The organism is Mycobacterium sp. UM_CSW, assembly GCF_000455205.1.
Lineage (GTDB): Bacteria > Actinomycetota > Actinomycetes > Mycobacteriales > Mycobacteriaceae > Mycobacterium.
This window is the reverse complement of sequence record NZ_AUWQ01000107.1, coordinates 21,662-35,422: the sequence shown is the minus strand read 5'-3', so window position 1 is coordinate 35,422 and position 13,761 is coordinate 21,662. Positions and strand designations below refer to the sequence as shown.

General features: G+C 69.1%; 11 protein-coding genes, 1 tRNA gene and 2 pseudogenes. 8 read left to right on the top strand and 6 right to left on the bottom strand.

The window, feature by feature from the left end; genetic code table 11:
- Window positions 1–112: pseudogene (locus N415_RS27160) on the top strand (type VII secretion protein EsxI); the annotation flags it as partial.
- A gap of 65 nt (window positions 113–177) precedes the next feature.
- Here N415_RS27160 and N415_RS27155 read toward each other — a convergent pair.
- Entirely contained in the window at window positions 178–2,181 is a 2,004-nt protein-coding gene (locus tag N415_RS27155; protein WP_068188395.1) for a TPM domain-containing protein, read from the bottom strand.
- 40 nt (window positions 2,182–2,221) lie between these two features.
- On the opposite strand from N415_RS27155, the gene N415_RS27150 reads away from it, so the two are divergent.
- The 3 genes from N415_RS27150 to dnaG are packed head-to-tail and all read left to right on the top strand — an operon-like array spanning window position 2,222 to window position 6,062.
- Window positions 2,222–3,490 (top strand): deoxyguanosinetriphosphate triphosphohydrolase, encoded by a 1,269-nt coding sequence (locus N415_RS27150; protein ID WP_068188392.1) that lies wholly within the window; start codon window positions 2,222–2,224, stop codon window positions 3,488–3,490.
- Between the two features lie 10 nt (window positions 3,491–3,500).
- Window positions 3,501–4,100, top strand: coding sequence for a superoxide dismutase family protein (locus tag N415_RS27145; protein WP_081665548.1), 600 nt, complete (start codon window positions 3,501–3,503; stop codon window positions 4,098–4,100).
- 27 nt (window positions 4,101–4,127) lie between these two features.
- Complete coding sequence (dnaG, locus tag N415_RS27140; RefSeq protein ID WP_068188388.1) at window positions 4,128–6,062, top strand: DNA primase; 1,935 nt, start codon at window positions 4,128–4,130, stop codon at window positions 6,060–6,062.
- On the opposite strand, the gene N415_RS27135 is transcribed toward dnaG, so the two are convergent.
- Window positions 6,037–6,315 carry a hypothetical protein gene (locus N415_RS27135; protein WP_068105090.1) on the bottom strand — a complete coding sequence of 93 codons (279 nt, stop codon included), beginning with the start codon at window positions 6,313–6,315 and terminating at the stop codon, window positions 6,037–6,039. The genes dnaG and N415_RS27135 overlap by 26 nt on opposite strands.
- Window positions 6,316–6,466: 151 nt before the next feature.
- Between N415_RS27135 and N415_RS27130 the strand changes: the two genes are divergently transcribed.
- Both N415_RS27130 and N415_RS27125 read left to right on the top strand, forming a co-directional pair.
- Window positions 6,467–6,539, top strand: a tRNA-Asn gene (locus N415_RS27130).
- 82 nt (window positions 6,540–6,621) lie between these two features.
- Window positions 6,622–6,909: pseudogene (locus N415_RS27125) on the top strand (muconolactone Delta-isomerase family protein); the annotation flags it as partial.
- Here N415_RS27125 and N415_RS27120 read toward each other — a convergent pair.
- From N415_RS27120 to N415_RS27105, 4 genes are all read right to left on the bottom strand, one after another.
- Window positions 6,909–7,190 (bottom strand): hypothetical protein, encoded by a 282-nt coding sequence (locus tag N415_RS27120; protein WP_068188383.1) that lies wholly within the window; start codon window positions 7,188–7,190, stop codon window positions 6,909–6,911. The pseudogene N415_RS27125 and the gene N415_RS27120 sit on opposite strands and share 1 nt — an antisense overlap.
- 245 nt (window positions 7,191–7,435) lie before the next feature.
- Complete coding sequence (cysE, locus tag N415_RS27115; protein WP_068105080.1) at window positions 7,436–8,119, bottom strand: serine O-acetyltransferase; 684 nt, start codon at window positions 8,117–8,119, stop codon at window positions 7,436–7,438.
- 2 nt (window positions 8,120–8,121) lie between these two features.
- Window positions 8,122–9,054 (bottom strand): cysteine synthase A, encoded by a 933-nt coding sequence (gene cysK / locus N415_RS27110; RefSeq protein ID WP_068188381.1) that lies wholly within the window; start codon window positions 9,052–9,054, stop codon window positions 8,122–8,124.
- A gap of 9 nt (window positions 9,055–9,063) precedes the next feature.
- Window positions 9,064–10,341, bottom strand: a complete 1,278-nt coding sequence (locus N415_RS27105) for a thioester domain-containing protein (RefSeq protein WP_068188379.1) — start codon at window positions 10,339–10,341, stop codon at window positions 9,064–9,066.
- Window positions 10,342–10,730: 389 nt separating this feature from the next.
- Here N415_RS27105 and N415_RS27100 point away from each other — a divergent pair, with 389 nt between their 5' ends.
- On the top strand, window positions 10,731–11,663 hold the full coding sequence (locus N415_RS27100) for a family 2A encapsulin nanocompartment shell protein (protein ID WP_068134382.1): 933 nt from the start codon (window positions 10,731–10,733) through the stop codon (window positions 11,661–11,663).
- Entirely contained in the window at window positions 11,650–13,539 is a 1,890-nt protein-coding gene (locus tag N415_RS27095; protein ID WP_068188377.1) for a family 2A encapsulin nanocompartment cargo protein cysteine desulfurase, read from the top strand. The genes N415_RS27100 and N415_RS27095 overlap by 14 nt, the downstream gene beginning before the upstream one ends.
- Window positions 13,540–13,761: the final 222 nt, after the last annotated feature.

Here is a 13,761-nt window from a genome sequence, read left to right as displayed (position 1 = left end):
TCGTAACTTCCAGGTGATTTACGAGCAGGCCAACGCGCACGGCCAGAAGGTGCAGACGGCGGGCAGCAACATGTCCAGCACGGACAGCGCCGTCGGGTCCAGCTGGGCCTGATTCGCCGCTTCAAAGCGGGGCCGCACACCAACCGGTGTGCGGCCCCGTTCTTTGTCCGCCGGGTATCAGAACCGCCCGCCGCCACCCATGAGGCCGCCCCCGGACGAGCCGCCCCATGAGCCCGAGGCGCTCGGGCCGCCGCCGAACGAGGTGGGGCTCCAGCCGCCGAACCCACCGCGCATGGCCCCACTGAGCAGGTCGCCGATGATGATCCCGCCGATCATGGCGCCGGTGTCGCTGCTGCCGCGGCGGGCATAGAAACGCTGGGCCTGCTGGACGTCCGCGTTCGCCAGCGCCTGGGCGTTGGCGGCCAGCGTCGATGCCGCGTTGGCGTGGGCAATCGCCTCGGACACGTTCGTCGTCTTCTTGTCCTGTGCGGCCTGCAGGTGTCGGTTGGCCTCGGCGAGCCGGGTCCGCGCCTCGGCTCCGATGCTGCCCCGGCGGGTTTCGATGTACTCGGAGACGGCGCGCACCCGCGCCTGCGCGGTGAAGACGGCCTGCTCGAAGGAACGCTCGAGCCGCTCGGCGGCCGCCTCCTCCTGGGCGACGGCGTCCAGGACCCGATTCAGGGCGGCGTCGGCCTTCGTCAGCCTGGCGAACGTGCCGAGAGGATCCGCGGCGCCGGCGCCGCGGGCTCCCATGACGGCCGCGGCCGCCTCGTCGCGCGCGGCGGTGAGTTCGGCGGCGCGGCCCGCCCCGGCGCCCCGCGCCTTCCGCAGCTGCTCGTCGGCGCGCTTGACGCCCGCCTGGATCTCGTCGATGAGCGAGGGCAACGCGGCGACTGCGTGCCGGATGTCCTTGGCCGCGTTGTCGATCGCGTCCAGCAGCGCGCGGGCCTGTCCGAGCGCCGCCTCGGCGGCATGGATCGCGTCGACCAACGAGGCCTGCTGACCGCCCGCGACGCCGGCCAGCTCGCGGGCGGAGCCGATGTTGCGGTCCGCGAACGCCAGCCTCTCGTTGGTGCTTGCGATATTGCCGGAGACCGAAGTCAGGGCCGCGGCGTCGAACTCCTTGCGCAGCTCGGCCAGCCGCTGCTCGGCGGGGGCGATGCGGGCGGTGAGCTCCACGTACTGCTGGGTCAGCGCGTCCAACCGCGACGGCGCGTTGACCACCAAAACCCGCAGCTCTTCGAACGCCTGCCGCTGTGATTCGAGTTCGCGGTTGGCGCGCGCCGCCGAGACGATCACCCGGGTCAGCATCTCGCGGCGCTGCGCGGGCGTCTCGGGCATGCTGTCGTCGAGCTGCTGGCGGATCGTAAAGGCTTGCGCCAGAGTCGCTTTGGCGTTGTTCACGGCCTGGGTAAACGGTTGGGTCCGCTCGTCACCGAACTCGTCGATCGCCAACGTCAACTCGTTGGCGCTGGTGCGCACCGCGTTGTCGACCTCCACCACCAACGAGCGCGACAGGTCGTCGAGGGCCGCCAATGACACCGCGGCCAGCGCGTTGGGATCGGCGGGATCGATGCGCCGCGCCGCGGCCAACTCGGCGGCGCGCCGCCGCCGGCGCCGGTAGCCCATCACCACCAGCAGGACCACGACGGCGACGACAACGGCGCTCAACGCGACCAGCAGGGCCACGCGAGTCGACGATGATGGCGACCTGTTGAGCCCGTTGGCCGCCGCGACCGCGGCACCGGCCCAGTCGCCGTCGTGCAGCGCGGGCTCGATCTTGGTGCGCCGCAGCTGATCAACCTGACCCGCGTTGACGCTCGCGATCGCCGACGGGACGAAGAACGCGTATGACCGGCCGGTGGTGGCGACGGCCAGCAGCGCGTCGTAGTCGCCCAAGTCGCTGACGGTTCGGGTGCGCCTCGCCCAGCTGTCGGCGCTTTCCCCGGAGAAGTCGTCGACGTAGACCACCCACAGCCGGATGTGGCGATCGGCGTAGAGCTTGTCGGTGGCCGACGTCACCGCGGCGCGAGCGGAGTCTGAGAGCGCGTTCGCGTTGTCGGTGATTTGGTCCGGCAGCCGAAACGGCGGTTGCGCGCCTGCCGTCGGCGCCAGCAGCACCCCGGCGCCGAGCCCCATGAGGACCGTCAGGATCACGCCGAGCAGCCGAGCAGAGCGCATAGGCCAATCTAGCCCGCGTTCCCTGGCAGACTGTGCTGCGGTGAGTACGCATCAGCAGGACCCCTACGACGACTTCGACCGTCAGCGACGGGTGCGCGAAGTGGCGAAGACGGCGGGTCTGCCGGGCACGGAAGGCCAGCACCGCACCGACTTCGCCCGGGACCGCGCCCGGGTGCTGCACAGCGCCGCGCTGCGCCGCCTCGCCGACAAGACGCAGGTGGTCGGGCCGCGCGAAGGTGACACCCCCCGCACTCGGCTGACCCACTCGCTGGAGGTGGCCCAGATCGGCCGGGGGATGGCGGTGGGGCTGGGCTGCGACCTCGACCTGGTCGAGCTGGCCGGCCTGGCACACGACATCGGCCATCCGCCCTACGGGCACAACGGCGAACGCGCGCTCGACGAATTGGCCGCGGACCACGGTGGTTTCGAGGGCAACGCCCAGAACTTCCGGATACTGACCAGCCTCGAGCCCAAAGTGCTTGACGCGCAAGGCAATAGCGCGGGCCTGAACCTGACCCGCGCGTCCCTGGACGCGGTCACCAAGTACCCGTGGACCCGCGGTGAGGGGCCCGCACGCAAGTTCGGCTTCTACGACGAGGACTGCGAGCCCGCGGCCTGGGTCCGCCAGGGGGCGCCGGCGAATCGGACGTGCCTGGAGGCCCAGGTGATGGACTGGGCCGACGACGTCGCGTATTCGGTGCACGACGTGGAGGACGGCGTCGTCTCCCAGCGCATCGACCTGCGCGTGCTGGCCGACGAGGACGAGGCGGCCGCGCTGGCCAAGCTGGGGGAGAGCGAATTCTCCCGGGTGAGCGCCGACGACTTCATGGCCGCCGCGCGCCGGCTGTCGGGCCTACCCGTGGTCGCCGCGGTCGGCAAGTACGACGCGACGCTCGCGGCAGCGGTGGCGCTCAAGCGATTGACCAGTGAACTGGTGGGCCGATTCGCCTCGGCCGCCATTGCGACCACCCGTGCGGCGGCCGGCCCGGGCCCGCTGGTGCGCTACCGGGCCGACCTGCAGGTGCCCGACCTGGTGCGCGCCGAGGTCGCCCTGCTGAAAATCCTGGCGCTGCAGTTCATCATGTCTGACCCCCGGCACCTGGAAACCCAGGCCCGGCAGCGCGAACGCATCCATCGCGTGGCGCACTGGCTGTACTCCGGGGCGCCCGGAACGCTGGACCCCATGTTCGCCGCGGCGTTCAACACCGCCGCCGACGACCGCGCCCGGCTCCGAGTCGTCGTCGATCAGGTCGCCTCCTATACCGAGGGTCGGCTGGAGCGGATCGACGCCCGTCAGGCGACCGGATAGCGTTACCCGCATGACCAAACTCAGCGCCGTTGCCGTCGCCTTGCTGTCGCTTCCCGTCGTGGCCCTGAACGCCTGCAGTTCGCCCCAGCATGCGACCAGCCAGACGGGTACCACGCCTCCCGTCCAAAGCGGTGCTCCGGCGTCGTCGACCTCGGGACCGGCGCCCGCCGCCGGATCGCTGACGGCGCAACTGAAGACGGCCGACGGCAAGGACGTGGCCACCGCAACCTTCGACTTCAGCAACGGCTACGCCACCATCACCGTCAAGACGGTTGCCGGCGGCATCCTCGCACCCGGCCTCCACGACATGCACATCCACCAGGTCGGCAAGTGTGAGCCGAATTCGGTCGCCCCGAACGGCGGCCCGCCCGGGAACTTCCTGTCGGCCGGCGGGCATTTCCAGGCGCCCGGGCACTCCGGGATGCCCGAGAGCGGTGACCTGACGATGCTCGAGGTGCGCCAGGACGGGTCCGCGTACCTGGTGACCACCAGCGACGCGTTCACCAGGGACCAGCTGCTGGCCGGGGACAAGACCGCGTTGATGATCCACGGCGTCGGCGACCAGTCGATGGAGCGGATCGCGTGCGGCGTCATCGGGCCGACGAGCTGATCGGCTCCGGCGTTTTAGACTGGGCCGATGGCCGGCCGGATCTCTGATCGCGATATCGCCGCCATCCGCGAACGGGCCCGCATCGAAGACGTCGTGGGCGATTACGTCCAGCTCAAGCGCGCCGGCGCCGACTCGCTCAAGGGCCTGTGCCCGTTCCACAACGAGAAGTCGCCGTCGTTCCACGTCCGGCCGAACCACGGCCACTTCCACTGCTTCGGCTGCGGCGAGGGCGGCGACGTGTACGCGTTCGTCCAGAAGATCGAACACGTCAGCTTCGTCGAGGCCGTCGAACTGCTCGCCGACCGGGTCGGCCACACCATCACCTACACCGGTGCCGCGGCCACCAACGTGCAGCGCGACCGCGGTAGCCGCAGCAGGCTGGTCGCGGCCAACGCGGCGGCCGCCGAGTTCTACGCGGCGGCCCTGGAGTCCGACGAGGCGGCACCGGCCCGCCAGTACCTGACGGAGCGGAACTTCGACGCCGAGGCGGCGCGTCATTTCGGCTGCGGGTTCGCCCCGTCGGGCTGGGACTCGCTGACAAAACACCTGCAGCGCAAGGGTTTCGAGTTCAAGGAGCTGGAGGCGGCCGGGCTGTCCCGGGAGGGGCGCCGCGGCCCGATGGATCGCTTCCACCGGCGGCTGCTGTGGCCCATCCGCACCGCGGCCGGCGAGGTGATCGGCTTCGGGGCCCGCCGTCTGTTCGACGACGATCCGATGGAAGCCAAGTACATCAACACGCCCGAGACCGCGCTGTACAAGAAGTCGTCGGTGATGTTCGGCATCGACCTGGCCAAGCGCGACATCGCCAAGGGGCACCAGGCCGTCGTCGTCGAGGGCTACACCGACGTGATGGCGATGCACCTGGCCGGCGTCACCACCGCCGTCGCCTCCTGCGGCACCGCGTTCGGCGACGAGCACCTGGCGATGCTGCGCCGATTGATGATGGACGACAGCTTCTTTCGCGGGGAATTGATCTATGTCTTCGATGGCGACGCGGCCGGGCGCGCCGCCGCGCTGAAGGCGTTCGGCGGCGAGCAGAACCTGGCCGGGCAGTCCTTCGTCGCCGTCGCGCCGGACGGCATGGACCCGTGCGACCTGCGGCTCAAATCCGGCGACGTCGCGCTGCGCGACCTGGTGGCGCGGCGAACCCCGCTGTTCGAGTTCGCGATTCGCACCACGATCGCCGAGATGGACCTGGACAGCGCCGAGGGCCGGGTCGCCGCGCTGCGCCGCTGCGTGCCCATGGTCAGCCAGATCAAGGACCCCACGCTGCGCGACGAGTACGCCCGCCAGCTCGCCGGCTGGGTCGGCTGGGACGACGTCGCCCAGGTCATCGAGCGGGTCCGCGGCGAGGCCAAACGGTCCAAGGCCCCGGCTCGCAGCGGCCTCGCATCCGAGGCTCCCCGCCGGGCCGAGCGCCAGCCGGCCGCGCCGGTCGCTAGCGAGGCGAAGGAGTCGCGCGCCGCCCGTCCGGACCCGCGCGACCCGATCCTGTGGGCCCAGCGCGAGGCCCTCAAGTCGGCGTTGCAGTACCCGGCGCTGGCGGGTCCGGTGTTCGACACCCTGACCGTGGAGAGCTTCACGCACCCCGGCTACGCGGCCGTTCGGGCGGCCATCGAGGCCGCGGGCGGAACCTCGACCGGCGTTACCGGGGCGGAGTGGCTCGAGGCGGTGCGAGCGCAGACTACCTCGAGCCTGACGGCCGGCCTGATCAGCGAGCTGGGGGTGGAGGCCATCCAGGTCGACGACGAGAAGCTGCCGCGCTATATCGGGGGTGTGCTCGCGCGCCTCCAGGAGGTCTGGATGGGCCGGCAGATCGCCGAGGTGAAGTCCAAACTGCAGCGCATGTCACCCATCGAGCAGGGCGACGAGTATCACGCGCTGTTCGGCGACCTGGTCGCCATGGAGGCCTATCGGCGCAGCCTGCTGGAGCAGGCTAGCGGCGACGATCTGACGGTGTGAGGGCCGGATCCGCCGGTCGCTCGAGGTCGCGCTGGACCACCGCGGTCTGGTCGTCGATTTCGGTCAGGGTGACGAAACCGGCGTCGGGCGAGATGCGGTTCGCGATCTTGCGGCGTCCCCCCTCGATCATCGACTTGGCCACGGGGCTGCTGGTCAGCGCGCGATAGGTGCCGACGAGCTGCTCGTATCGGCGACGTCCGGCCTTCGAGCCCAGCACGTAACCCAGTCCCAGCACCACGACATACCGGATCAAAGCGTTCCTCCCGACGATCGATGGCTCCATCCTGCCTCACTTTCGGCGGTTGGCGCGCGGGGCATGTGGCCATCAGGCCCGGGGCAGGACACCTGTGTCTAGTTGGGCGGCGTCGGGCCAGTACGCTAGAGTCGTCCGGCGATCGGTTTAATCCCCTGTAGCTCAATTGGCAGAGCATTCGGCTGTTAACCGAAGGGTTGGTGGTTCGAGTCCACCCGGGGGAGCGGGGTTAGCCTCAGTCGCGCACGCTCTGGCCGCCGGTCGGCCATGGAACCCAATGCTTTCCAGTGCCTCTCAGGAGGGCTGATGGAATTCCTGGTCACCATGACCACGCAGGTCCCGGACGGGACGCCTCAGGAAGCCGTCGACGACGTGCGGGCCAGGGAGGCCGCGCATTCGCGCGAACTGGCCGAACAGGGGCACCTACTGCGGCTGTGGCGCCCACCGCTGCAACCGGGCGAATGGCGCACCCTCGGCCTGTTCGCCGCGACCGACGCGGAGGAGCTGGAGCGGGTGCTCGCGTCGATGCCCCTGCGCATCTGGCGCACCGACGAGGTGACGCCGCTGAGCCCGCACCCCAACGACCCCGCCGGTCACAGCAAGTAGTTCAGGCCCCATTCCCGTTCCGCGGCCAACCGGGCCGCGTCGACGCCGGTCTCGCTTTCGGCGGTTCCGCTGGCCAGGTCCACCAGCGCCGAAGCCAGCTTGAACAGCGGTACCCCGTACCGTTCGCTGGCGCTGAGCAACTCCCGAAACGCGACATAGGTGCTGTACCTACGCCACCCGACGAGTATCCCCACCGCCGTATCGAGCGCCCGGCTGGCCTGCTGACGGCCCTCATCGATATGCCGTTGGCCCGCAAGGGTTTCGGTCATCTGTCGACCACCTCCTGAAAAGTTCTGCCGCGCAACGAAATAGCAGCAATTTGCCTGAAAGGAATTGGGCAAAGCCACGTCTCGCGCAAGATGGGGCGCGAACGTCAGCGAATCAACGGCAACAGCGCGTCGAGGCCCGTGACATACGAACCACTATAGGGCATGGTCGACGGGCGCTGCTGCGACATATGTCATTGGCTCACAACGGATTTAAACCTTGCGCACCGAGGGACGCGCGATCGCCCTCAGATCTGGAAGTCCTCGCCGTGCCACACGCCGGCCTCGGGCGGGCGGATTACCCGGCCATTCTGCGGGCCGTCGTTCAACGCCTCCAGCTTGGCCACTCGGGTGAGCAGGGACTGCAGGCTGACGCCCACCAGGTCGGGCATCATCGAGTCGTCGGGGGTGCCCCGGCCGGCGCGGCTGATGACCTGCCCGGGAACCCCGACGACCACGGACCCCGACGGCACCGGCTTGACCACCACCGCGTTGGCGCCGATCCGGCTGTCGTCGCCGACTTTGATCGCGCCCAGCACCTTGGCCCCGGCGCCGATGATCACGCGGTCGCCGACGGTCGGGTGGCGTTTTCCGGTCTCCGCGCCGCTGCCACCGAGGGTCACGCCGTGGTACAGCGTCACGTCCTCGCCCACCTCGGCCGTCTCGCCGATCACCACGCCGGTCGCGTGGTCGATGAACAGGCCGGGGCCCAGGACGGCACCGGGGTGGACGTCGACCCCGGTGAAGATGCGGGTGACCTCCCCGAACGTCCGGGCGGCCAGCCTGGCGCCGCGGTTCCACAGCCAGTGGCTGACCCGGTGGGCCCAGATCGCGTGCACGCCCGGGTAGGCGAAGACGACCTGCAGCGTGGTGGGCTTGGCGGGGTCGCGCTCCCTGGCCGCCCGGATGTCCCGCCGCATGGCTGCGAGCATGGTCAGTCCGCCAAGTCGGCGAACAGCGCCGTGCTCAGATAGCGTTCGCCGAAGCTGGGCAGCACGACAACCACGAGCTTGCCGGCATTCTCGGGCCGGCGGGCCACCTGCAACGCGGCCACCACCGCCGCGCCGGATGAGATGCCGGACAGCAGCCCCTCCTCGCGGGCGAGCCGCCGGGCCATGGTCAGCGAGTCCTCGTTGCCGACGGCGATGACCTCGTCGACCAGATCCATGTCGAGGACGGGCGGGACGAATCCGGCGCCGATGCCCTGGATCGGGTGAGGCCCCTTCTGCCCGCCGGACAGCACCGGGGACGCCGCCGGCTCCACCGCGATGAACTGGGCCGACGGCTTGCGTTCCTTGATCACCTGGGCGACACCGGTGATGGTGCCGCCGGTGCCGACGCCGGCCACGAAGAAGTCGATCTTGCCGTCGGTGTCGCGCCACACCTCCTCGGCGGTCGTCGCGCGGTGGATCGCCGGGTTGGCCGGGTTTTCGAACTGCTGCGGCACGAAATACCGCTGGTCGGTCTTGGCCAGCTCCTCGGCCTTGGCGATGGCACCGGGCATGCCGTCGGCGCCGGGGGTCAGGATCAGCTCGGCGCCGTAGGCTCGCAGCAGCATGCGCCGCTCGACGCTCATGGTGTCGGGCATGGTCAGCACGCACCGGTAGCCGCGTGCCGCGCACACCATTGCCAGCGCGATGCCGGTGTTCCCGCTAGTCGGCTCGAGGATGATGGTGTCGGGCTTGATCAGGCCGGCCTGCTCGGCAGCGTCCAGCATGGCGACCCCGATGCGGTCCTTCACGCTGTTAGCCGGGTTGAAGGATTCAAGCTTGGCGACGACGTCGGCGCCGACGCCCTCGGTGACCCGGCGCAGCCGCACCAGCGGCGTGTTACCGATCAGCTGTGTGACGTCCTCGGCGATGCTCATGAAACTTCCTTACGCGATGTCGGTACAGGGCTCGTCGGCTTGCCAGGTGATGTCGAATTCGATTGCAACGTCTATTGGCACGATAAGCGCAACCGGGGTGAACCGCTGCGACGCCCCCGCGAATGCCTCGCCGGTGAGTACCCGTCCGGTGAGGTCGTGCGGTGTCGTTGCCGTCATTGTCATCGCCGATGTGCCCGGCGCGGGACGCACATAGAAGTCCGTTCCCGGCTGGACGATCTCGTCGATGCCCAAACCGTCGGCGTCGACCAGCGCGTGTCCGCCGGCCGCGCTGAGGCTCAAAGGGATTCGCACCTGGAAGGGTCCTATGAGTTCGGATTCGGCGGTTGCATGGGTATCGACCAGTCGCGGCTCTTCGGAGTTGCGCAAGGCGGCGCTCGCCCCCGTGAGTAGGTAATTGTAGAGGTGCACGACCCGATCGGCATTGCGGTAGTGGCGGGCGCCGGTCAGCCAGAACCGGACATCGCCGATCGTCGCGCCGGCGGTGTCCGTCGTTGCGACGAGCCGGTAGTGGCGGTAACCGCGCCCACCGCCGCCGTGGCTGCTGGTAGACAGCGTGCTGCCGACGCCGAGGCTGCGCCGGTGTCGCCCCTCGCCGGCATGGGCGGTCAGCTGTGAACCCGAAACATCCTGCCAGTCAACGCCATTGGAGGACTTTTGCAGTTTCACACCGATGGTGGTGTCGGACGCCGTCCATACCGAGTACCCGCCCAGCTGTGGTTCGCCGTCGAATTCGAAGGTGATCACCGGCCCGGGAGCGCGGTCCACAAAGACGGGCTCGTTGAGCGGCCGGGTGTCCAAGGCCAGGCCGTTGGTGAAGTGCCATATCGCGGCCTGAGTGGCCGCGATGGCCTCGTGTTCGCTGAGGTTGGCCCGCCCCAGCGGGTAACCGGCGGCCCGCAACCGTTGGCTCAGCTCGGCGATGTGGCTCGTCGGAAAGGAGTGCCGCAGGATCCATTCGACCGCGGCCTCGCACCCGCGGGCCCGCAGGTGGGGCAGGGCGGACCAGGTGCCCAGGCGGTAGCTCGAGGGCAGGTGCGGTGCGATGCCGGTGAAGTCGAGCGAGTAGGCCAGCAGGTTGGGATGCAGCCGGATCAGGTCGGTGCGCGCCCAGCTGCCGTCGGCGAACACGATCCGGTCCACGGTGTGGGAGTAGGTGCCGCCGCGGTAGCGCGTCATGCGGGCGACGTCGGCCGCCGGCCGGATGTGCACGCGCCGGCGGGTCGCGACCCGCGTCAGGGCGCGGTTGGGCATGGATAAGACGGTCATGGGTGGTTGATCTTCCTGAAAGGGTTCGACTGGCGCGCATCGATGCCGCGGGGCGGACCGCGGGTCCTGCCCGTTGCGGGGAAAGCGCGAGGATTTCTAAGGCGTCGTTAGGGCGTCAGGAAATCAACAACAGCGACAACAACAGTCCATGGCGAGGCAGCGCGAAGGAACGAAGCGCAGCTGAACGGCCTGTTGCATGGCCCCCACTATAGGGCCCGCAAACACCGCTGTCAGATTTCGGGCTCGCTTCCTTGTTTTCACTCACCCCCGGTGTAAACCTTCTGTATCACCTCCGTGCCCGCCTACGCTCGGCGCGCGCCACCGCTGACGGTGGGCGATCATGAAGCTGCCGCACTCGCAGCAGCGTTCGACCGAGCGGAAGGAGCGCGATGACGACGGCTCAGGGGGCTCAAAACGAATCCCAGGCACTAGGCGATCTCGCCGCCCGGCAGCTTGCCAACGCGACGAAGACCGTCCCGCAGCTCTCGACCATCACGCCGCGTTGGTTGTTGCATCTGCTCAGCTGGGTTCCCGTGGAAGCCGGCCTCTACCGGGTGAACCGGGTCGTCAACCCCGAGAGTGTGGCGATCAAGGCCGAAGAGGGCGCCGGCACCGAGGAACCGCTGCCCGAGACCTACGTCGACTACGAGACCAGCCCGCGCGAATACACGCTGCGCTCGATCTCGACCCTGGTCGACATCCACACCCGGGTCTCCGACCTGTACTCCAGCCCGCACGACCAGATCGCCCAGCAGCTGCGGCTGACCATCGAAACGATCAAGGAGCGCCAGGAGTTCGAGCTGGTCAACAGCCCCGAGTACGGGCTGCTGGCCCAGGCGACGCCGGAGCAGACGATCCAGACGCTCGGCGGGGCGCCGACGCCCGACGACCTCGACGCGCTCATCACGAAGGTGTGGAAGACGCCCAGCTTCTTCCTCACCCACCCGCTCGGTGTCGCGGCGTTCGGCCGCGAGGCCACCTACCGCGGCGTGCCGCCGCCCGTGGTGAGCCTGTTCGGGGCGCAGTTCATCACCTGGCGCGGCATTCCGCTGATCCCGTCGGACAAGGTGCCGGTGGAAGACGGCAAGACCAAGTTCATCCTGGTGCGCACCGGCGAGGAGCGCCAGGGCGTGGTCGGCCTGTTCCAGCCCGGCCTGGTCGGCGAGCAGGCGCCGGGCCTGTCGGTGCGGTTCACCGGGATCAACCAGTCAGCGATCGCGACATACCTGGTCACGCTGTACAACTCGCTGGCCGTCCTCACCGACGACGCGCTCGCCGTCCTCGACGACGTGGCCGTGGACCAGTTCCATGAGTACAAGTGAGTACCGAGCGGTAGACGCCGAAAGCGAGTTGCCGATCGGAGCCGCCGAACTCGCGGCGCTGGCCACCCAGCTGTACGCGGCCAGCATCCGGCCCGGGCCGGACAGCCCGCCGCAGACGGCACCCGTGGCCCCGCGCGGCACGGTGCCGGACGCCACCGCCGCCACCTCGGCCGGACACGCCGCCGCCGGCACGTCGGACCCCTACCTGCCGCCGGTCCCCGTCGTCGGCTTCGCCGACATATACGTCCCGGCGCCGACATCGCCCGGGCCCGAAAGCCCGCCACAGACGGTGCCCGTCGCCCCGCGCGGCAACGTGCCCGATGCGACGGCCGCGCCGTCGGCCGGGGAGACGGCCGCGAGCGTCGCCGATCCCTACCTTCCACCCGGCGTCGCCGACCTCGCCGCCTTCGCGGTGCCCAGCGAGGGCATCGTGCCCACGGTGCCCGGGGTGCTCGCCGGGACGGTGCCGTCCGCTCCGGTGGCCCCCCGCAGTTCAGCGCCCGCGACGCCCTCGTGGCTGCCCGACGCGCCGCCGGTGCTCGATCTCGGCTGGTCCGACGCGCCACCAGTTGCGCCCGTCGGCGACGAGCACCTCTATCACTTCCTGACCAAGACGGATCCCGTGCCCCGCTTGCCCGACGAGCACGAGGTGTTCGACGTCAACGCGGTGCGCGCGGACTTTCCCATCCTGACCGAGACCGTCAACGGCAAGCCGCTGATCTGGTTCGACAACGCGGCAACCACCCAGAAACCGCAGGCGGTGATCGATCGCCTGTCGCACTTCTACGCCCACGAGAACTCCAACATTCATCGCGCGGCGCACGAGTTGGCGGCCCGCGCGACCGACGCCTACGAGGAAGCGCGCAACACCGTCCGGCGATTCATCGGCGCCGCGAACGACGAAGAGATCATCTTCGTGCGAGGCACCACCGAAGCCATCAATCTGGTGGCCTACGCCTGGGGCGGCAAGCATTTGCTGCCCGGCGACGAGATTGTCATTACTCATTTAGAGCATCACGCCAATATCGTCCCGTGGCAACTGCTTTCGCAACAGACAGGCGCGATTCTGAAAGTGGCGCCGGTCGATGACGCCGGCAATTTGCTGATGTCGGAATTCGAGGATTTGCTTGGGCCAAAGACCAAACTGGTGGCCGCGACCCAGGTGTCCAACGCGCTGGGCACGGTGACACCGGTCGAGCAGATCGTCGAGCTGGGCCACCGCTACGGCGCGCGGGTGCTGATCGACGGGGCCCAGTCCATCCAGCACCTGCCGGTCAACGTCGCCGAGCTGGGCGTCGATTTCTTCGTCTTCTCCGGCCACAAGATCTACGGCCCCACCGGAATCGGCGTGCTCTACGGGACCGAGGAGGCCTTGGCCGAAACACCGCCGTGGCAGGGCGGCGGCAACATGATCGCCGACGTGACGCTGGAACGCTCGCTGTATCAGGGACCGCCCAGCAAGTTCGAGGCCGGCACGGGCAACATCGCGGACGCCGTCGGCCTCGGCGAGGCGCTGCGCTACGTGCAGCGGTTGGGCGTGGAGCGCATCGCCGCCCACGAGCGGGCCCTGCTGGACTACGCGACCCCGCGGCTGGCCGACATCCCAGGCGTCCGCCTGGTCGGCACCGCGACCGAAAAGGCCAGCGTGCTGTCGTTCGTGCTGGCTGGACACGATCCGCTCGAGGTGGGCAAGGCGCTCAACGCCGAAGGCATCGCGGTGCGCGCCGGCCATCACTGCGCGCAGCCGATCCTGCGCCGTCTCGGCTTGGAGGCCACCGTCCGCCCGTCGTTCGCGTTCTACAACACCTTCGAGGAAATCGACGTCTTCCTCAGCGCGGTGCGCCGGATTGCCGAGGGCGGCGCGGGCGCCGGCTGACGTTCGCCAGATTTCTTCTTGTTGATTTCAACCCTGCGACATCTTCCGGGTCGGTTTTAGGCTTCCGAAGTGTTTTGTGTGCGCAGCCAGGCGAAGTGGCCGGATTGCACGCTGCACACCGCTAATCCTTTGCGGTGACGGTAATCACGAAGTTTTTCGCTTCTTTCACTAAAACGGGGGCTGCATGAGCCGTATAGATATCTGGACGACGCGGGGGGCATG

Bases quoted from the DNA above. Each gene is read 5' to 3' on its own strand.
- N415_RS27155 (WP_068188395.1), bottom strand. From the start codon at position 2,181: ATGCGCTCTGCTCGGCTGCTCGGCGTGATCCTGACGGTCCTCATGGGG.
- N415_RS27145 (WP_081665548.1), top strand. From the start codon at position 3,501: ATGACCAAACTCAGCGCCGTTGCCGTCGCCTTGCTGTCGCTTCCCGTC.
- N415_RS27100 (WP_068134382.1), top strand. From the start codon at position 10,731: ATGACGACGGCTCAGGGGGCTCAAAACGAATCCCAGGCACTAGGCGAT.
- cysK (WP_068188381.1), bottom strand. From the start codon at position 9,054: ATGAGCATCGCCGAGGACGTCACACAGCTGATCGGTAACACGCCGCTG.
- cysE (WP_068105080.1), bottom strand. From the start codon at position 8,119: ATGCTCGCAGCCATGCGGCGGGACATCCGGGCGGCCAGGGAGCGCGAC.
- N415_RS27105 (WP_068188379.1), bottom strand. From the start codon at position 10,341: ATGACCGTCTTATCCATGCCCAACCGCGCCCTGACGCGGGTCGCGACC.
- dnaG (WP_068188388.1), top strand. From the start codon at position 4,128: ATGGCCGGCCGGATCTCTGATCGCGATATCGCCGCCATCCGCGAACGG.
- N415_RS27120 (WP_068188383.1), bottom strand. From the start codon at position 7,190: ATGACCGAAACCCTTGCGGGCCAACGGCATATCGATGAGGGCCGTCAG.
- N415_RS27095 (WP_068188377.1), top strand. From the start codon at position 11,650: ATGAGTACAAGTGAGTACCGAGCGGTAGACGCCGAAAGCGAGTTGCCG.